Here is a 20989-nt window from a genome sequence, read left to right as displayed (position 1 = left end):
CCAAACAGACCGATTCCATGCTTGGCGTGCAGACCGGCGTGAACATGTCGTCGAAAGAAACGCGATGGTTTGCGCAGGAAGTGCATACGCACCATGCCAAGTTCAACTCGTATTTGCACGGCGCGTTTCCGGCGGTGTGGCACCTTCTAGACCTTCAGTGTCACAGGCACGTTCTGCAACAGACCGCACCAACTTTTCGAAAAATGAAACACATCACGCGCATACTCGCAAAATCTTCCGCCGCACTCCTCGCCGCGCCACTCGCACTCCCCCTCTTCGCTGCTCCCGCCGCTTCCGATAATCCAAAATCCGCAATCCAAAATCCAAAATCGCCCAACGTCATCGTCATCCTTACCGACGACCAAAGCTATGCCGAACTTGGCGCAACCGGCAACCCGGTCATCCGCACACCCAACCTCGACCGTTTCGCCCGCCAAAGCGTCTCGCTCGTCAACTTCAACACCATGCCCGTCTGTTCGCCGACGCGCGCATGCCTCATGATTGGGCGCGACTACTACCGCAGCGGCCTCACCGACACCTGGATGGGGCGCTCCATGATGGACCCGTCAACAACCACCCTCGCGCAAATGTTCGCGGACCACGGCTATCGCACCGGCATATTCGGCAAATGGCACCTCGGCGACAACTACCCGCGCCGCGCCATGGACAAAGGTTTTCAAGAAAGTCTCGTCCTCAACGGCGGCGGGCTCGGCCAGCCTAGCGACGCCCCCGACCCCGCCGACGAACTCGGTGCCTACTTCAACGCCCACATGCTCCACAACGGCAAATGGATTACGACCGACGGCTACGTCAGCGACGTCATCACCGCCGCCGCCATGCAGTTCATCGAGCAGAATCGCGACAGACCCTTCTTCGTATACCTCCCCTTCAACTGTCCGCACTCGCCGCACCAAGTCCCCGATGAATATCGCAAACATTATCCGCCCGCATCCTTCGACCCAGCGAAATATCCCGCCGCGGGCAATCCCATACCCACGAAGCGCAACCCCGAGGAACTCGCCCGCGTTTACGGCATGGTGGAAAACATAGACGACAACATCGGACGCCTCCTCGCCCAACTCGACGAACTCAAACTCGCCGACGACACCATCGTCGTATTCTTCTCCGACAACGGCAGCCAGCAGCACGCCGGTTACAACGGCGGCCTGCGCGGCTGGAAAGGCTCTACCTTCGAAGGCGGCATCCACCAATTCTGCTTCATCCGCTGGCCCGCCCAACTCAAGGCCGGCACGCAAGTCACGCCCATCGCCAGCGTCATCGACCTCGCGCCCACGCTCCTTGACCTTGCCGCCGCGCAACCGCCGCAACAAACCACCGCGACGTTTGACGGACGCAGCCTCGTCCCGCTCATGCGCGGCACGCAAACTGCCGCCGACTGGCCCGACCGCGCGCTCTTTTTCCAATGGCACCGCGGCGACACGCCCGAACGCTACCGCACTATGTCCGTGCGCACGCAAAACTGGAAACTCGTGCAGCCTCTCGGAGGCGGCGGGGAAACTTGGAACGGCAAAACCAACTTCATGCTCTTCGACATGGCCACCGACCCCTTCGAAATGCACAACGTCGCCGAACAACATCCCGGCCGCGTCGCCGAGATGAAAAAAACCTACGACACCTGGTTCGACAACATTCTTCGCAACCGTGATTTCGACAAACCGCAACGTATCACCGTCGGTGCCCCGCAAGAAAACCCCGTGCTCCTCACGCGCCAAGACTGGCGCGGCCCGAAGGCGAACTGGAGCCCCGCCGGCCACGGCTTCTGGGAAATCAGCGTTGTCACCGCCGCTCGCTACGACATCAAAATATATTTCGACCCATTCAAGAAAGATGGCGAGGCAAGCATCGCATTTCCCGGTGCTCGCGGGCTCCGCAAATTTTTCGCCGCAGGCGATACCGAACTCGTTTTCAAAAACATCGCCCTCCCAGCGCGCGACGGACGATTCGAAGTCACAGTCAAAACCGAACTCTCCGTCCGCGGCGTGAAATACGTCGAACTCACTCGCCTGCCATAAAGCTGCTGCGCCCTGCCAACGTAGCGCAGGCTGCCAATTTCTCAGCCTACTACATAAAACCCCGTGCGTATGCGCATATGCGCGTGCATTGAATAGGCGTTTGGTGATGAAACGTCCGCTCCTTGCGCAAGCGTGCCCCGGTCGCGTTTACTTCGCCGCTCGTTTTTTCACGACGAGTTCGTTGTGCGCAATCACACCGCAGCGTTTGGCCCAGTGATCGTATGCGATTTTCAAATCCTTCACGACGGCAGGGCGTTCTTTCGCAAGGTTCCTCGACTCGATGCGGTCGTTTTCCATGTCGTAAAGCTCCCATTCGCTTTCCTTCGCCTTGCCCGCCGGGCCGGATGCGGGGGACGAGACCAGCTTCCATTTTCCTTTGCGGATGCCGCGATTGCCTTCGTGTTCCCAGCAGAATATGCGGTCGGGATTGCCCGTTCCGCCACGCAGCATCGCCAGAATATTTTTGCCTTCGGGTTTGCCCGAGGCGTTTGCCGGATATTCCGCGCCGCTCAGCACTATGAATGTCGGCAGCAGGTCGATGATATGCGCGGGTTCGCGGACGAGTTTGCCGTTATTCGCCGTGTCAATGCCGGCGGGCCAGCATGCGATGAGCGGCGTGCTGATGCCGCCTTCGTAGGCGGTGGTTTTGTGGCGTTTCCACGGCGTGTTGCTCACACTCGCCCAAGGGCGCGCGTAGCCGCGGAACGAATCGCGGTGGCCGATGGCCACGTTTTTGTTGCTGCGATTCGGGTCTTCGGCCGCGCCACCGTTGTCGGAAATGAAAATTACGAGGGTGTTTTTTTCGACGCCGAGGCGCGTGAGTTTGTCGAGGAGTTTTCCAATGCAGCGGTCCATGTGTTCGACTTGCGCGGCGTAAATTTCCATGCGGCGTGCCCACTCGGCGCGTTCTTTGTCAGTAAGTTTATCCCAAGGCTTATTGTTACCGCGGTCGGTGGCGGCCATGTCTTGCGAGTTGGCGATAATGCCGAGTTGTTTCATGCGCGCGAGGCGTTGCGTGCGCACGGCGTGCCAGCCGATGTCGTATTTGCCTTTGTATTTGGCGATTTCGTCCTCGGGCGCTTGCAACGGCCAATGCGGAGCGTTGAAGGGCAGATAGAGGAAGAATGGTTTCGCGGATTTGTTTTTGATGGTTTCGTTGACGAACTCGATGGCGTGTTCGGCAAACGCGTCCGTGGAATAAAAGCCGTCGCGAGGAGGCGTCCACGGTTTGTCGTCGATGGCCATGCGGGCTCGTGGGCCGTTGCCGGAATCGCCGCCGTAGTAATTCATCGCACCATCAATTTGCACGAACGAGCGGTCGAAGCCGCGGCGCACGGGCCATTCTTCGGGGCGTTTGCCGAGGTGCCATTTGCCGGACATGAGCGTGGTGTAGCCGGCGGTGCGGAGCACTTCGGCAATAGTGGGCGAGTTCATGGCGAGATGGTCTTGGTAGGCGGGGCTGTTGGCGGCGGCGCGGGTTGCTGCGGCATAGTCGTCAATCATGTCGCCGATGCCAACTTGGTGCGGATAACGCCCGGTGAGGAGCGCGGCGCGGGTGGGGCAGCAGCGGGCCTGATTGTAAAATTGCGTGGCGCGGATGCCGTTTTGCGCGAGACGGTCGAGATTGGGCGTGGAGATTTCCGAGCCGTAGCAACCGAGGTCAGAGTAACCGAGGTCGTCAGCGAGAATGAGGACGATGTTGGGGCGCGGCGGCTGCTCGGGCGCTTGTTGCGCGGAGAGGCAGCTTGCGGTGAGTCCGAGGGCGAGCGGGAGGCCGGTGGTGGTCAGCAGTGTTTTAGGGGGCATGATGCTCACAGATTACGATGAGGGCGCGGGTGCGGGCAATCGTCCAAACAGACGAGAACCGTGCGCATCTCATCGCTTCGGACGATTCCGCGTAAATGCCTTGCGTGCTATATTTCCGGCAAACGCCGTCGTGCAAGTGCGCCGGTACAACATAAACCCAATCCCCCGTTGTCATCAATCATGTCGTTTACCGCTCGTGTTTGCCGTTGTTTGACGGCTGTTGTTTTGTTTTTTGCCCCCGTGTTTGTTGTTCGTGCCGAGTCATTGCGCCCGCCCGCCGTGCCGCTTGTGGCATGCGATCCGTATTTCAGCATTTGGTCGGCTGCCGATACGTTGCCGGGCACTTACACCACGCATTGGACAGGCAAGTCGAATCGACTGACCAGCCAGGTGCTCATTGATGGAAAAATGTTTCGTGTAATGGCGCTGCAACCGGACAAGGCTCCCGCGCTTGCGCAAAAATCCGTCGAGGTGCTGCCCACGCGCACGATTTATATTTTCGAGGATGCCGGTGTGAGACTCACACTCACGTTTCTGACGCCCGCGCTGCCCGAGGACATCGACCTGCTTTCGCGGCCCGTGACGTATGTCACGTATGCGTTTCAGGCGATTGACGGCAAATCGCACAATGTCGCCATCCAGTTCGACGCAAGCGGCGACATTACCGTAAACGAACCGTCGAAGCAGCAAGTCGTCGCATCGGCCGCGAGAGTCGACACGCTCACGGTGCTGCGCATGGGCTCGAAAGAGCAGCCGGTGCTCGGGCGCAGCGGCGACAGTGTTTGCATTGATTGGGGCTGGCTCTATGTCGCAGCGGATGCGTCCGCCGCCACGGGCACACTTTCGATGGATTGGGATTTTCGCAACAGCTTCGGCGACGCTGGCGGAGCGACGATGAAGACCGGCATCAGCGGCGCGGTGGCCGCCGACCAGGCGTATGCCACGCTGCGTTTCGCGTCGCTTGCGGTTAATTCCGAGACGGTTTCGCGCACCATAATTCTCGCTTACGACGACGAGTATTCGATTCAATACATGGGCAAAAATCTGCGCCCGTATTGGCGGCGAAACGGCTGGAATGCCGACGATTTGCTGAAGGCTTCCGCAAGGGATTTCGAGATGCTGCGAAAACGCTGCGAGGCATTTGATGCCGAGTTGATGGCCGACCTCACTCGTGCGGGCGGAGAAAAATATGCGAAGATTTGCGCGCTCGCCTACCGTCAATGTTTCGGTGCAGGCAAGTTCGCCGCCGACACCAACGGACAGCCGCTTCAGTTCAGCAAAGAAAACCACTCCAACGGCTGCATCGGCACCTCCGACGTGTTTTATCCGATGTCGCCGCTGTTTTTGCTGAACGGTGCGTCGCTCGCAAAATCGTTCATCGTGCCTTTCATGAATTACGCGGAAAGCAAGTTCTGGAAGTTCCCGTTCGCGCCGCACGACCTCGGACAATATCCGCTCGCCAACGGCCAGGTTTACGGCGGTGGCGAAAGGACACTCGACAAGCAAATGCCTGTCGAAGAATGCGGCAATCTGCTCATCCTTTTCGGCGCGGTTGCGCAGATGGAAGGCAACGCGAAGTTTGCCGAACGCTACTGGCCGACGCTCGAAAAATGGGCGCAATATCTGGAGGAAAAAGGTTTCGACCCGGAGAACCAGCTCTGCACCGACGACTTCGCCGGACATCTCGCGCACAACGTCAACCTCAGCACAAAGGCGATTGTCGCGCTCGGTTCGTTTGGCAAACTTTGCGAATTGCGTGGCGACAGTGCAAAAGCGGCCGAATATGCAAAACTCGCCCGCGAGTTTGCGCAGCGTTGGATAAAAGAAGCTGACGACGGCGACCACTATCGCCTCGCGTTCGACGCACCCGGCACGTGGAGCCAGAAATACAATCTCGTGTGGGACCGCATTCTCGGCCTCGACATTTTTCCTCCCGAAGTTGCCCGCAGGGAAATGGATTTTTATCTGAAGAACCAAAACAAATACGGCCTGCCGCTCGATAATCGCAAAGGCTACACGAAGCTCGATTGGATAACGTGGGCGGCGACGCTCACGCAAAATCGCTCCGACTTTGAGGCGCTCGTGAATCCGATTTTCGATTTTCTAAACGACACGAAAAAACGCGCACCGATGACAGATTGGTATCGCACCGCCGACGCCGAGAAAGTGGCTTTCACCGCGCGTCCCGTGGTGGGCGGCGTGTTTCTCCAGATGCTCTACGACAAGGCCGTGTGGCAGAAATACGCGGGCCGCGACAAAACTCAGGCTGCCGGCTGGGCGCCTATGCCGTCGAAGCGTCCCGATCAGCTTCCCGAGAAAAAGCGCCCTGCAAAAAATCCGGCCAAGGCGAAGAACGATAAAAACAAAAAATAGCCGCGCTTTACGATTTTCCATGACCACCTCATTCAATTCATCGTCCGTGGTATCAGTCGCGCCACAAAACGCCCCGTCATACCGCGGATCGTTCATCATCATGACATCCCTGTTTTTTCTCTGGGGATTCATGACCGTGTTCAACGACATCCTCATCCCGCGTTTTAAAGAGGCGTTTTCGCTGTCGTATTTTCAAGCGATGCTCGTGCAACTCGCGTTCTTCGGTGCGTATTTTGTCGGCTCGCTGCTCTACTACATCATTTCGTCAACGAAGGGCGATCCCATTGCCAAAATCGGCTACAAAAACGGCGTTGTCATCGGCCTGTTGATTTCGGCGGTGGGCAGCGCGCTGTTCTGGCCGGCGGCGGGTGCGGTGTCGTATCCCATGTTTCTCGGCGCGTTGTTTATCGTGGGGCTCGGCTTCGCGATGTTGCAAATCGCCGCCAACCCCTACGTCACGATTCTCGGTCCGGAGAAAACAGCTTCGAGCCGTTTGAATCTGGCGCAGGGATTCAATTCCGTGGGCACCACAATCGGGCCGCTCATCGGTGGATGGCTGATTTTCCAATACTTCGCGAAAACCGGCGCGCATGGCGTCGATTCGGTAAAGGTGCCGTATCTCGCGTTCTGCATCGTGTTCGTCGTGCTTGCGGTGGTGTTTTATTTTGTCCGCCTGCCGCACATCGGCGAAGGCAAGATCGAAAAGGGTGCGGGCGCGCTCAAGCATCCACATGTCGCACTCGGCGCGCTGGGCATCTTCATGTATGTCGGCGGCGAGGTTTCCGTCGGCAGTGCGATTATCAATTTTCTTGGTCAGCCGGAAATCGCAGGCCTGCCCGAAATCGACGCGAGCAAGTTTGTCGCGATTTATTGGGGGGGCTTGCTTATCGGCCGTTTCATGGGCGCGGTGGAATTGAGCGAAATGGAGAAGGTAAAAAAACAAGTGCTGCTCCTCGGGATTCCGCTCGTGGCGTATCTGTTTTTGTGGATCGCAAAGAGCGCGCCGCTCAGCGCAATCAGCGGCGATTCAGGCGCGGCCGCGGGCGTTTCCGTGATGACAGTCTGGAAGGACCAGTTTGTCGCCAACTGGAGCGTGTTTAAATTCTACCTGCCATTCGTTGGCTTGTGCTGGCTCATGTTCCAGGTCGGCAAGGCGCAAGCCGGGCGCACGCTGGCGATTTTCTCAACGACGGTCGTGGCATTGTTACTCGTTGCGATTTTCGTCGGCGGAAAAACTGCCATGTGGTGCGTGGTCGCGGCCGGCCTCTTCTCGTCGATTGGCTGGTCGAACACGTTCTCGCTCGCAATCGAAGGACTCGGGCCGCTCAAGAGCCAGGCGTCGTCGTTGCTCGTCATGGCAATTCTTGGCGGCGCGCTTTTGCCGCCGCTGCAAGGCCTTGTCGCCGACGTGACAAAAAATCTGCCGCTCTCGTTTATCGTGCCGCTGATAGCGTATGCCTACGTGGCATTTTACGGAGCGAAAGGACACAATATTGGACGCGACAAAATGCACACGTCATGACGTGCGGCTATAAAAACGACACACGCATCGTCCTGACACTTGACGCGGGCGGAACCAACTTTCGTTTCAACGCCACGCGCGGCGGCAAGCCCTGCGTGGAAACCGTCGCGATTCCCACGCGTTCCGACGACCTGCAAGCTTGTCTGCAAGCAATCAAGGAGGGCTTTTCGCGCGTGCTCGACGCGTGCGCCGAGGCGCCCGTCGCAATCAGTTTTGCGTTTCCCGGCCCGGCGGATTATCCGCGCGGCATCATCGGCGACCTCGGCAATCTGCCGTGTTTCCGCGGCGGCGTGCCGTTCGGCCCGATTTTGTCGGACGCATTTGGAATGCCCGTTTTTATCAACAACGATGGCGATCTGTTCACCTACGGCGAGGCCATCGGCGGATTTTTGCCGCATGTAAACAGCCTCCTCGAAAAGGCCGGCAGCCCGAAGCGCTACGCAAATCTGATCGGCTTCACGATCGGCACCGGCTTTGGCGGCGGGCTCGTTCGCAACGGCGAGCTGTTTCTCGGCGACAACTCCATGTCCGCCGAAGTGTGGCTGCTGCGCAACAAGCTCGCGCCCGCGATGAACGTCGAGGAAAGCGTGAGCATCCGTGCCGTGCGCAGCGTTTATGCGGAACTTGCGGGAATCGCGTTTGACGCCGCACCCGACCCGAAGGGCATCGAGGCCATTGCGCGCGGCTCCGAACCGGGTGACCGCGCCGCCGCCGTCGAGTCCTACCGCCGCATGGGCGAGGCCGCGGGCGACGCGATTGCGAACGCGCTCACGCTGGCCGACAGCCTCGTGGTCATCGGCGGCGGCCTGTCTGCCGGCGCGCCGCTGTTTTTGCCCGCGCTCATCGACGAACTGAACGGCCGCTACACGCAGCCTGGTGGAAGACAAATCCGCCGCCTCGTGCAGCGCTCGTTCGAAATTGAGACCGTCGGCGGGCTGGACGCATTTTTGAACGGCGGAGACATCCGCACCATTGACGTGCCCGACATCGCGCGTGGAACCGGTGACCCGACGCGCCGCGTCACTTACGACGCCTCCGCGCGCATCGCCGTCGGCATTTCGCGCCTCGGCACGAGTGCGGCCATCGCGCTCGGCGCCTACGCTTTCGCAATCCAACAACTCGACAACTAAAATTAATAAAAAAGCCAACCCATGAACCGCAGAGACTTCATCCGCGCCTCCACCGTCGCCGCTTCGGCGTTCGCATTGTCCAAAAACCTCATCGGCTCCGCCGCGAGCCCGTCGGCTGGCGGCGCGCTCGCGGCGCTTTCGTCGTTCCCCGTCGTGCGCACGCCGCTTGCCCAACGCCGCTTCACCAGCGTCGCCGTCGAGCGCGCCATCGAGCGCGTCCAATCGTCGATTGGAAACAGGGAACTCGCGTGGCTTTTCGGCAATTGCTTCCCGAACACGCTCGATACCACCGTCGATTTCGAAATGGTGAACGGCCGCCCCGACACCTATATCATCACGGGCGACATTGACGCCATGTGGCTGCGCGACAGCTCCGCGCAGGTTTACCCGTATCTGCAACTGATGAAGGGCGACGAGCAGTTGCGGCTCTTGATAGCCGGCGTCATAAACCGCCACACGCGCTACATCCTGATCGATCCGTATGCGAACGGGTTTTACAAGGACGAAACCAAACGCGGCGAATGGAAGGACGACCTCACCGACATGAAGCCCGGCGTGCATGAGCGCAAGTGGGAGATCGACTCGCTCTGCTACCCGATCCGCCTCGCGCACGAGTATTGGAAGCGCTCCGGCGACAAGTCGCCCTTTGACTCCATCTGGCACGAGGCGATCCGCATCACGCTGCGCACCTTCCGTGAGCAGCAGCGCAAGGACGGCAACGGCCCCTACAAATTCATGCGCGTCACGCAATGGGCGACCGACACCGTGCCCGGACGCGGCTACGGCAACCCCGCGAAACCCGTCGGGCTGATCTATTCCATTTTCCGTCCGAGCGACGACGCGACTGTTTTTCCGTTTCTCGTGCCTGCGAACTTTTTCGCTGTCGTGAGCCTGCGTCAGGCCGCCGAGATGGTTGAAAAAATCCGCGACGATCACGATCTCGCAAAGCAGTGCCGTGCGCTTGCCGCCGAGGTGGAGGTCGCGCTCAAGGAGCACGCCATCGTGAATCATCCGAAAGCTGGACGCGTTTACGCGTTCGAAGTCGATGCCTACGGCAATTACTACTGCACGGATGACGGCAACATCCCGAATCTCCTCTCGCTGCCGTATCTCGGTGCGGTTCCCGTGAGCGACGAGATCTATCAAAACACGCGCCGGATGCTCATGTCCGGGCAGAATCCGTATTGGTGCATCGGCAAGGCGGCGACGGGACTTGGCGGGCCGCACGTCGGCGTGGACATGATCTGGCCGCTCGGCGTCGTCACCGCAGGCCTCACCGCGACGAAGGACGCCGAAATTGCGTACTGCCTGGAAACGCTGCAAACGACGCACGCCGGCACGGGCTTCATGCACGAGGCGTTTCACAAGGACGACCCGAAAAATTTCACGCGCTCCTGGTTCGCGTGGGCCAACACGATCTTCGGTGAACTCGTCTGGAAAACCTTCAACGAGCGCCCGCACCTGCTGTCGTGAGGATTTTCCTTTCCGCGAAAAGCGGCGATCACCGGATCGCCGCTTCTTTTTTTCCACACCGCTTCCCGCGCCCGCGTTTTTTGTCCGGCTCCTCATCCCTTCGGACGATTTTCAAAAACGCGTTTTCAGGGATAATCTTTGACGAATCTCGGCAATCTCCCCCTTTTCTCCAAACCCCATGCGCCATGAATAACCTGCTCCGTCGTTTGTCCATTTTTGTCATGTCGGGCATCCTGTTGTTGTCCGCGCAAACGATCTCTGCCCAAACATCCGCCTCACCGCAAACCGGCGTCGTCACCGGCCGCGTCTTCAACGTGGCGACCGGCCAGTATGTGAACAACGCCCGCGTCGCCGTGCGCGGCACCAACATCGAGGCGCTCACCGACGACACCGGCACCTACGTCCTCTCCCGCGTGCCGCTCGGCGACGCCACGCTCGAAGTCTCCTTCACCGGCATGCAAACCAAGAGCGTGCCGCTCACGCTCACCGACGCGCTCACGATGGCGCAGGACGTCGAGTTTGCCGCCACCGACCGACTCGCGACCACGGGCGAATCCGATTCGGAAATCGTCAACTTGGAGCGCTACACCGTCACCTCGCGCACGATGGACGGCGCGGCGATCGCCATCAACGAGCAACGCGTCGCCGCAAACATCGTCTCCGTGGTCTCGGTCGATGAATACGGCATGGTGCCGGAGGGCAACGTCGGCGAATTTCTCAAAATGCTCCCGGGCGTGACGATGAATTACCGCCAGGGCGACCCGCGCGAAATCACGCTCAACGGCGCGTCCTCGGATTACGTGCCCGTCACCATCGGCGGCTTCGGCCTCGCCTCCTCGGAAATGTCGGGCACGGGGCGCAACGTCGAATTGAACGCCGTTTCGGTGAACACGCTCTCGCGCGTCGAAGTGGTTTTCTCGCCCACGCCCGAGACCCCCGGCTCGGCCCTCGCCGGATCGGTCAACCTCGTGCCGCGAACCGCGTTCGAGCGCAGGCGCGCCGAGTTCAAATACACCGCCTACATGGCGTGGCATGAAAACACCTCACACTTCAAAAAGACCTCCGGACCGCGCCGCGAAGACACCTTCAAGGCGCGCCCCGGCTTCGAGTTTTCGTGGGTCGTGCCGGTGAACAAAAAATTCGGCTTCACCGTTTCTGCCGGCGCGACTTGGCGCTATAAGGAATCCCCATTCGCGACGACTTCGTGGCGCGGCGCCAGTGATGCGACCAACCCCTCCGGCAATTTCCCCGACACCACGCCCGACAATCCCTATCTCACCAACTACACGATCCGCGCCACCATGGCGGAAAACGTCCGCAGTTCGGTCGGTCTGTCGGCAGACTGGCGCATCGCGCGCGGCAGCGTCCTCTCGTTCAATTTCACCTTCGGCACATTCAACTCGGACAACACGCAGCGCAGCATGAACTTTGTCGTGGCAAACGCGAACGGCGGCAGCTTCGACTCCACCCACACCCACGGCACGGGCCGCGTGGACGTCGTCACCGATACCAATCACCGCTACACACAGACCTACATGCCGACCTTGCGCTATCGCTACAAGGGTTCCGTCTGGTCGATCGACTCGGGTGTCGGCTACTCAAGCGCGCAGCAGCTTTACCGCAGCTACAACAAGGGCATGATGCAGACCGCGACCGCGCGCCGCGGACAACTCAACGTGAAGTTTGACGACATCGGTTACCTCCGCCCCGGTTCGATCACGCTCACCGACACGACCACGGGCGAAGTCGTCGATCCTTTTAACATCAACAACTACGTGCTCCTCAGCACCGCCGCCAACCAGCCGACCATCAATGACGGCATCCTTACTGCTTTCGCCAACGCCGAACGCGCGCTGAACTGGCGCTGGCCGATCTCGATGAAAGCCGGTGTCGATTACCGCTCGCAGAAAAAGGACAGGCGCACGGAGAATCGCTCATGGAACTACGTCGGAGCCGATGGCAGCGGCAGCACGAAACCGACTCTGACCGGTGATGACAGCGCCGTTCCATTCAACGATCCCAATTACACGCAACGCGTCGATATGTTCGGCTTTCCGACGGTGCTGTCGATCGACACCGTAACCGTTTACGACCACTATCAGGACTCGCCCGATTATTTCACGAAAAACGAGGACGACAATTACCGCACCATGACCAGCGGCTCGAAACTCTCCAAGGAGCGCGTCGGCTCCGCGTATCTGCGCCTCGACGGCCAATTCCTCGACCGCCGCCTCAAGATGACCGGCGGCGTGCGCGTCGAACACACTGACGTCGGAGGGTGGGGGCCGCTCTCCGATCCGGCGGGCAACTACAGACGCGACGAGGATGGCAATATTATCTACGACAACAACGGCGTGCCCGTGCCGATCTACACCAGCACCGCGGACATACTCCGCGCCACCTACATCGCGCGCGGCGCGCACGCCAAAGCGAAATACACGACATGGTTCCCCAGCCTCAACGCCAGCTACACGGTCTTCCAGAACCTCATCGCGCGCGCCGCGTATTATCAAACCGTCGGGCGACCCAACTTCGACCAGTATTCCGGCGGCATCACGCTGCCCGACGCCGACTCGGGATCGGGTGAGACGAAATACATCATTCTCAACAACGCCGAAATCAACCCTTGGCACGCGGACAGTTACAAAATCGCGCTCGAGTATTATTTCAAAAAAGTCGGCCTCGTTTCCATCAGCGCCTTCAAGCGCGACTACACGGACTTTTTCGGCACGACGGAGTTTCAAGTGACGCCCGAAATCCTGAGCACCTACGGCCTCGACCCGACGCTTTACGGCGACTGCATGGTGCGCACTCAGGAAAACCTCAACGATCCGGTGAAAACCTACGGACTTGAGTTGAGTTACAAGCAGGAGCTGGCGTTCCTGCCCTATTGGGCGCGCGGCGTGCAAGTGTTCGCGAACTGGAGCTGGCTGCGCATATCGGGCGCGCAGGCCAATGCCAATTTCGGCTCGTTCATCCCGCGTTCGGGCAACCTCGGCGTCAGTCTGACACGTCCGAAATACAACGTGCGTTTGAACTGCAACTACACGGGCCGCGCGAAGCAGGCGCTCGTGACTGGCAACGGAATCGCCGACGGCACCTACCGTTATCGTTGCGAGCGAGTTTATCTTTCGGTGCAAGGCGAATACACGCTCTCGAAGTGGCTGGCGGTGTATTGCAACGTGAGCAACATCAACAATGAAGTTGAAGACGTGGAGATCGTGGGCCCCGGCACGCCGGCGCACGCGCGTTTCCAGCAACGCACGGCATTCCGCGCGCTCTGGACAGTCGGCTTCAAGGGCAGGTTCTAAAAAAATGAAATAAAGAGGAAGCGGCGTCCCTCCGCCTCCACTTTACTCCGGTTGGCGGTCTTTTTTAACTGGCACGTAAAACACCACCACGGTGCCGCGGCTTTCGCGGCCGGGGTGGATCTCAACGCGCCCTCCGATTTGCTCCATGCGGCGGCGCATGTTCACAAGACCGTTGCCGCCGGCGGGGCGCGTGCCGGCGGACGCGCCCTCTGCATCTTCCGGAGCGAAGCCGCGGCCGTCGTCCTCCACGCTCACGATGACTTCCGCTTCGCTCGCATTGATACGTACCCACACCTGCCCCGCGCCCGAATGCTTGGCGACGTTGTTTGTCGCCTCCTTGAACGCGAGGAACAGGTGATGGCGCGTTTCCGATGAGAGCGGATTCACGGGCATTTGAGCGGGGATGTCCATGCGGCAGCGAATGTCCGTGGAACGGAAAAATTCCTCGGCGAAAAATCCCAGATAATTCGCGAGCTCATACCAGGTGTCGTTTTTCGGATTCACGGCCCATACGATTTCATCGAGCGCGGTCACCATTTCGCGGGCGCGGTTGTCCACTTGATGAATGATGGTTTCCTTTTCGTCGGGCGGTGTCTTGGGGCGGTTGGCGAGCGCGCTGAGCAGGCTGATTTGCGTGAGGCTCGTGCCGAGGTCGTCGTGCAGGTCGCGCGCGATGCGCGTGCGTTCGCGTTCGAGTTCGCGCTGGCGCTCGGCCTCGCGCAGGCGGCGGCGGTAGCGGGCGCGTTGCGTCATCGCGCCAATGCCCGCGATGAGCGCGAGCACGAGGAACGCGAGCGCGGCCTTGAACCACGCAGTCTCCCAGAAATACGGCAGCACCTTGAAGTCGAGCGTGTCGCCTTTTTCGTTCCACACGCCGTCACTGTTGCTCGCGAGAACGCGCAGGCGGTAGTGGCCGGGCTCGAGCGGGCCGATGCCGATGATGCGTTGCGTGCCGCCGTCCTGCCAGTCGCGGTTGATGCCGTCGATTTTCCAGCGGAAACGCACTTTCTCCGGCGCGCTGTAGCTCAGGCCCGTGTAGCGGAATTGCAAGAAATGTTTTCCAGGCTCGATCTCGAGCGCGCCGAGTGCGCGGGAACGCCCGGCGGTCAGCGCGCGCAGTTTCCCATCGATGTGCAGTTCCTCGATGACGACGCCTGGCGGCCAGCGGTTCGGCTTCACGTCGGCGGGGTTGACGACGACGAGGCCGTTGACGGTGGCGAACAGCAGGCGTCCGTCGTCGGCGCGCCAGCACGCGGGGCTGAAGCCGGCGGTGCATTCGAGCGCGGGCAGGCCGTCTTCGCGCACGAACACGGTGCACATGAGCGCGGCGGTTTTGCCATCGGCGCAAGCGGCGATCTCGGTTTTTTTGATGCGCATGATGCCCGCGTAGGTGCCGCACCAGAGGTTGCCCGCGCCGTCGTCGAGCAGTTGCGAGACGTTGTCGTCGGGCAGGCCGTTGCGGGTGCCGAAGCGCGTGAAGCGTCCGTCGCGGAAACGCACGAGTCCGTTGCCGAGCGTGCCCATCCACACGGTGCCGTCGGCGTCGGCGAGCAGCGAGACGCAGCGGGAGCGCGGCCATTCGGCCGGGCGCTGATGGCGCGTGAACCTGCCGTTTCCGTAACGCCAGAGGTCGCCCGACTCGACGCCGATCCAGAGCGCGCCGTTTGCGTCCTCGGCGAACGCGCCGACGCCGGTGTTTGCCTGAAAGCCTTGGTCGGAGCCGAAGTACTTGATTTTGCCCGTTGCCGGCGTGTAGCGGCAGAGAGCGCCGAATTGGCCGATCCACAGGTCGCCGCGTTTGTCTTCGAGAAAGGCGCGGATGAAGGTCGCGTCGCGCATGGGCACGGGTTGTTCGAGGCGCCCGTTGCGGAAGGGTTTCAGTCCGTGGTAAAGACTGCCGATCCACACGGTGCCGTCGCGGCTGGGCCAGATGGCGATGCCGCCGATGGGCGTGGTTTCGACGGGTGGGAGCGTGACGACGCGGCCCGCGCCGTCACGCCAGTGAGTGAGTTGTCCGGAGATCGTGCCGGCCCAGATGTCGCCGGCGGCATCGACGCCGACGGAGCACACGATTTTCTCCGGCATGCCCTCGGCCTCGCCGACAACACGGAACGCAAGGTCGCGGATGCGCACGAGCCCGTCGCCCGTGGTGCCGATCCATACGTTTCCTTCGTTGTCCTCGAACCAGCATGTGAGCAGGCGGCTCGGCAGTCCGTCTTTTTCGGTGAGCAATTGCGTACGTCCGTCGGCGCGCGCGTGCAGCAGGCCTTGTCCGTAGCTCACGATCCACGCGCCGCCGCGCGAGTCGCCGTAGAGTTGATAATGGCGGCTGGACATGATGCCGCCGAGCAGTCGCGGGTCGGCCTCGGCGACCCAGGTTTTGCGCGCGAGTTTCCGCAGGCGTTGTTTTTCGACAATCCAGAGTCCGTCGTCGCCGCTGAGCGCGACTTGCCGCACGTCGGCGAGCGGCCCCGTGCCGGGCGGCGTGTGGTCTTCCGCGGCACATCCGTTCCACGAGAGGATTTGGCGATCGGTGACGATCCAGAGCGAGCCGTTCGCGTCGATTTCGATCGCATTTACGTTTGTCCGCGGATGTTTCACGAGGGCGGCTAGGAGCGGGTCGGGCAGCGCCTGTGCCTCGCCGTTTTCGCTCATACACGCGAGCAGGCGGTTTTGGTCGATATACCAATAGGCGCCGCCGCGGTCGCGGCAGAAGGTTTCCGACGGATAGATGTTGTAGGAAAAGGCGCGCGCGGCCGACGCTGGTTTGGAAATACTCCAGCCTTCGCGGCCTTTCGCGTGGTCGAGGCGCGCGATTTCGCCGTTTTCGGTGTTGAAAACCACGGTGCCGCCGCCGGCGTGCAGCACGGTCGCGATGCGCAATTCCGGTTCGGTGCGCGGACGGCGGAACAGTTCGAAACGGTCGCCGTGCATCGCCGTGATGGATTGGTCGGTCGTCGCAATCCACATCGTGCCTTGCGCATCGACGGCGAGGCGCTCCACCTGCATGTCGAGAAACTCGGGCGTGTTTTGCGGATTAAAATGCACGAAACGCACGCCGTCGAAACGCGCCAGCCCGCCGTGGCGCGTGCCGATCCACAGATAACCGTCGGGAGTTTGCGCGATGCTTGAAACCCAGTTTTGCGGCAGGCCGTTGTCCGTCTGCCACGAGTGCACGAGATAATCGCGCGACGACGCAGGCGCGCCCGGTGGCGTTGTGGCGTGGAGCGCGAGCGTGAGAGCGAGGGCGGGCGATGTCAGGCGTGGGATAAAAACGAGTCGCGGCATAGGGCGGCGGGATTGAGCGGAAAGCGAAAGGTTGTTGCCCGTGTTTTTTCTTCCTGTCCACATCCAACCGCCCGAATCATCGCTTCGGACGATTTACCAAAAAACGCTGTTCGTTAATACTGGCCGCGTTCCCGAGAAAACAACCCGCGCCCCCCTTTCAACTTATCCTGATGAAAACCGCCAAAACACTCGCGTATTCGCTGGTCGCCTTCGGAGCCGCCGCCACCGCTCATCACGCCGGTGCTGCCGCCGCTCCGAAACCCGCGAGCCAAAATTCTCCCAAGCCCAACATTATTTATGTCCTCGCCGACGACATGGGATGCGGAGACGTTTCCGCCTACAATCCCAATTCCGCGTGGAAAACGCCCAACATCGACCGCCTCGCGCGCGAAGGCATTCGCTTCACTGATGCGCACAGCAGCTCCGCCGTCTGCACGCCCTCGCGATACACACTTCTCACCGGACGCTACAGTTGGCGCAGCGAACGCAAGTCCGGTGTTTGCGGCGGCCTCTCGCCCTCGACGATGCTCGAACCCGGGCGCATGACCGTGGCCTCGTTTCTCAAACAGCAAGGCTACGCGACCGCGATGATCGGCAAATGGCACCTCGGCCTCAACTGGACGAGGGCGGGGGCGAAAGGCCCCGTGAAGGGAGCCGACGACGAGTTCGACGGCGAGAAACCTTACCGCCCGAAAGCGAAGGACGGCCCGGCGGATTTTTCCAAAAAATTCGGAGGCGGCCCTGTCTCGTATGGCTTCGATTATTTCCTCGGTATCAGCGCCTCGCTCGACATGCCGCCTTACGTGTGGCTCATCAACGACCGCGCCGATCCGTCGAAACTGCCCGCGCGTCCCATCCAGGGCAACGATTCGCAAAAACAACTCTGGCGTTCCGGCCTCGCCGGAAAAGGCTTTCATCACGCCGATGTGCTCCCGCACATGTCCAATGAAGCCATCCGCTACATCGCCGCGCAAAACACGCAAACCCCCTTCTTCCTCTATCTCGCGCTCACCGCGCCGCACACGCCGATCCTGCCCGGTCCCGGCTTCGAAGGCAGCACCGGCACGACCGACTACGGTGACTTCTGCGCGCAGGTCGATGCCGTCATCGGCAACATTCTCACCGTGCTCGCCGCCAAGGGACTCGACGAGAACACCATCGTCATTTTCGCGACCGACAACGGCGCGAGTCCCGCCGCCAATTTCAAGGAACTCGCCGCGCTCAAACACGACCCGACCCTCGGACGCCGCGGCTACAAGGCCGACATCTACGAAGGCGGCCACCGCGTGCCCTTCATCGCCCGCTGGCCAGCGCGCATCCCCGCCAACCGCACCAGCGGCCAGCTCATTCACCTCGGCGACCTGCTCGCCACCTGCGCCGACATCACCGGCGCGAAACTCCCAGCCAACGCCGGCGAGGACAGTGCCAGCATCCTCCCCGCGCTCACGGGCGTTGTCGGCGGTGAGGCAACCGTCGCGCCGCCTCACGAAGCGATCGTGCATCATTCCAACAACGGCTCCTTCGCCATCCGCCAGGGCTCGTGGAAACTCTGCCTCTGTCCCGACTCCGGCGGCTGGAGCCACCCGAAACCCGGCGCGGCCCCGCGCGGCGCACCGTCCTTCCAGCTCTTCAATCTCGATGACGACCCGAAGGAAAAAGACAATCTCTACGCGCAACATCCCGAAATCGTCCGGCGTCTTGGCCTGCTCCTGAAACAATACGTGCTCGACGGACGCAGCACTCCCGGAGCGCCGCAAAAAAACGCCGGTGGCAACAACTGGCCCGAACTCGCCTGGATGAAACAATTCAAGTAACAAGCAACATACCCGCCTCACGGTCATGGCCTCCCTAAAACTCGCGCTCACGACAAGCGCCGCGGCCTTCACGGCCCTCGGTGTGCAAGCCGCCGCCACCCCCGCCGCGGCATCACGTCCGCCCAACATCATCGTCTTTCTCGCCGACGACATGGGCTACGGAGATTCCAGCGTCTATGGCGGCTGGATAAAAACGCCCGCGATGGAAAAGCTCGCCGCCGAGGGCGTGCGCTTCACCGATTTTCACGCCTCCGCCGCCGTGTGCAGTCCCACACGCGCCGGACTGCTCACCGGACGCTATCAACAACGCGCTGGCATCCCCAACGTCATCCTCGCCGCGGAGCGTTTTCCCTCGCACTTCGCCGGCCTGCAACCCGGCGTCGAAATCACGCTCCCGCAAATGCTCAGGCAAGCCGGCTACGACACCGCGATTTTCGGCAAATGGCACCTCGGCTATTATCCGAAATACAATCCCATGCACCACGGCTTCGACACGTTTTGCGGCTACATCAGCGGCAACGTCGATTACCACTCGCACCTCGACAACCAGGGCAACGAAGACTGGTGGGACGGCCTCAAACTCAAGCCCGACAAAGGCTACACCACCACGCTCATCACCAAATACACCGTCGATTTTATAAAGAAGAATCGCGACAGCCCCTTCTTCATTTACGTCGCGAACGAGGCCGTTCATGACCCTTACCAAGGTCCAAAAGACCCGCCGATCCGCGTCCCGGGTCTCAAGCAAGGCAAATCCGGAAACCGTCCTGTCAAGGAGGCCTACCGCGAGATGATGATCGAGATGGACAAAGGCCTCGCCCGCATTTGCGAAACACTCCGCGAAACCGGCCTTGCCGAAAACACCATGGTCTTTTTCTTCTCCGACAACGGCGCGACAAAGGAGGGCTCCAACAGCCCGTTCCGCGGCCACAAGGGCGACCTCTACGAAGGCGGACACCGCGAACCCGCCATCGCGTGGTGGCCCGGTCGCATCAAACCCGGCGTCAGCCACGACCTCGCGATCAGTCTCGACCTCATGCCCACCTTTCTCGATCTCGCCGGGATCGCCCCATCGAAAGAGCGTCCGCTTGACGGCGTGAGCCTGAAAACCCTGCTCCTCGAAAACAGACCGCTCGGCACGCGCAAACTCTATTGGAACGGACAGGCCATGCGTGAAGGCCCCTGGAAACTTATCATCGCCGACGGTCACCCGCAGCTCTACAATCTCGACGACGACCCCGCCGAGGCAAACGACATCTCCGAGGAACACGGTGCACGTGTGCGCTCCATGCTTGTCGATTTGAACGCGTGGAAAAAAGACGTCGCCACCGGAGCCACGCCGCAACCGCGCAACGCCGCCAGCTTGAAGAACTGAAACCTACACTAAAAAACATGAGGTCCCTGCTCAAGATAATCGTCACGCTCGCCTTTTCGATCCTCGCGTCACACCTCGGTTTCGCCGCGTCGAAACCGCGCGCGCAGCAAGTTTATAAAAACGCCGGCGGACGCGAACTCGCGCTCCACATCGACGCGCCCGACGACTGGAACCCAACCGACAAACGCCCGGCAATCGTGTTTTTTTTCGGAGGTGGATGGCGCGCGGGCACGCCGAACCAGTTCAAGGCGCAGGCCGAATATTTCGCCAAGCGCGGACTTGTCTGCCTGCGCGCCGACTACCGTGTGCGCAGCAAGGACCAAGTGCTCCCCGATAAATGCGTGGAGGACGCGATCAGCGCAATGCGTTGGGTGCGCGCCAACGCCGCCAGGCTCGGCATCGACCCCGACCGCATCGTCGCCGCTGGCGGCTCGGCAGGCGGGCATCTCGCCGCGTGCACGTTTTTCGTCGATGACATCAGCACGAAAAGTGATGACAAAAAAATCTCCCCGAAGCCGAACGCGATGATTTTATACAACCCCGTCGTGGACCTCGTCGCGTGTCAGGAAACCAACGACCGCACACTGGTCGAAGGACTGGATGCCTCCGTGATGAAGCGGATATCGCCGTCCTATCTTCTCACCAAGGACATGCCGCCGACGTTGGTTATCGACGGCACGGCGGACAGGTTCTACAAGCAAATCAGCGCGTTTGTTGACAAGAGCAAGGCGCTCGGCGCGCCTGTTGAAGTGTCGTATGTGGAAGGCCAGCCGCACGGCTTTTTTAACAAACCGCAGTGGAAGGAAAAAACAACCGAAACCGCCGCCGATTTCCTCAAACGCCTCGGTTACCTGTAACCGAAGG

Annotated in this window: 11 protein-coding genes; 9 read left to right on the top strand and 2 right to left on the bottom strand. The window is 60.8% G+C overall.

Features of this window, described 5'->3' with window-relative positions; all coding sequences use genetic code 11:
• Positions 1 to 203 precede the first annotated feature (203 nt).
• Positions 204 to 2033: an arylsulfatase gene (locus OH491_RS04405; protein ID WP_068769156.1), complete on the top strand. Its 1830-nt coding sequence runs from the start codon at positions 204 to 206 to the stop codon at positions 2031 to 2033.
• A gap of 147 nt (positions 2034 to 2180) precedes the next feature.
• Here OH491_RS04405 and OH491_RS04400 read toward each other — a convergent pair whose 3' ends face one another.
• Positions 2181 to 3839, bottom strand: a complete 1659-nt coding sequence (locus OH491_RS04400) for an arylsulfatase (protein ID WP_068769157.1) — start codon at positions 3837 to 3839, stop codon at positions 2181 to 2183.
• Between the two features lie 180 nt (positions 3840 to 4019).
• Between OH491_RS04400 and OH491_RS04395 the strand changes: the two genes are divergently transcribed.
• From OH491_RS04395 to OH491_RS04375, 5 genes are all read left to right on the top strand, one after another.
• Positions 4020 to 6212, top strand: a complete 2193-nt coding sequence (locus OH491_RS04395; protein ID WP_084441893.1) for a glutaminase family protein — start codon at positions 4020 to 4022, stop codon at positions 6210 to 6212.
• A gap of 100 nt (positions 6213 to 6312) precedes the next feature.
• A complete protein-coding gene (locus OH491_RS04390; protein ID WP_334319097.1) occupies positions 6313 to 7734 on the top strand; it encodes a sugar MFS transporter in 1422 nt (473 codons plus the stop codon).
• Positions 7731 to 8864 carry an ROK family protein gene (locus OH491_RS04385; RefSeq protein ID WP_068769160.1) on the top strand — a complete coding sequence of 378 codons (1134 nt, stop codon included), beginning with the start codon at positions 7731 to 7733 and terminating at the stop codon, positions 8862 to 8864. Before OH491_RS04390 ends, OH491_RS04385 begins: the two co-directional genes overlap by 4 nt.
• A 21-nt stretch (positions 8865 to 8885) precedes the next feature.
• Positions 8886 to 10337, top strand: coding sequence for a glycoside hydrolase family 125 protein (locus OH491_RS04380; RefSeq protein WP_068769161.1), 1452 nt, complete (start codon positions 8886 to 8888; stop codon positions 10335 to 10337).
• A 185-nt stretch (positions 10338 to 10522) separates the two neighbouring features.
• A complete protein-coding gene (locus OH491_RS04375) occupies positions 10523 to 13648 on the top strand; it encodes a TonB-dependent receptor (RefSeq protein WP_068769162.1) in 3126 nt (1041 codons plus the stop codon).
• Positions 13649 to 13690: 42 nt separating this feature from the next.
• Here the strand turns inward: OH491_RS04375 and OH491_RS04370 are convergent, their stop codons facing one another.
• Positions 13691 to 16936 carry a sensor histidine kinase gene (locus OH491_RS04370; RefSeq protein ID WP_068769163.1) on the bottom strand — a complete coding sequence of 1082 codons (3246 nt, stop codon included), beginning with the start codon at positions 16934 to 16936 and terminating at the stop codon, positions 13691 to 13693.
• Between the two features lie 170 nt (positions 16937 to 17106).
• Between OH491_RS04370 and OH491_RS04365 the strand changes: the two genes are divergently transcribed.
• Genes OH491_RS04365 through OH491_RS04355 form a run of 3 tightly spaced genes read left to right on the top strand, consistent with a single transcriptional unit; the run spans position 17107 to position 20982 of the window.
• Positions 17107 to 18750 carry a sulfatase family protein gene (locus OH491_RS04365; protein ID WP_068769164.1) on the top strand — a complete coding sequence of 548 codons (1644 nt, stop codon included), beginning with the start codon at positions 17107 to 17109 and terminating at the stop codon, positions 18748 to 18750.
• A gap of 25 nt (positions 18751 to 18775) precedes the next feature.
• Entirely contained in the window at positions 18776 to 20125 is a 1350-nt protein-coding gene (locus tag OH491_RS04360) for a sulfatase-like hydrolase/transferase (RefSeq protein ID WP_084441895.1), read from the top strand.
• A gap of 17 nt (positions 20126 to 20142) precedes the next feature.
• On the top strand, positions 20143 to 20982 hold the full coding sequence (locus OH491_RS04355; RefSeq protein WP_068769165.1) for an alpha/beta hydrolase: 840 nt from the start codon (positions 20143 to 20145) through the stop codon (positions 20980 to 20982).
• The last annotated feature ends 7 nt before the right edge of the window (positions 20983 to 20989 follow it).

Origin of the sequence: Termitidicoccus mucosus, assembly GCF_038725785.1 — a bacterium.
Lineage (GTDB): Bacteria > Verrucomicrobiota > Verrucomicrobiia > Opitutales > Opitutaceae > Termitidicoccus > Termitidicoccus mucosus.
This window is presented reverse-complemented; position numbering and strand designations above follow the sequence as displayed.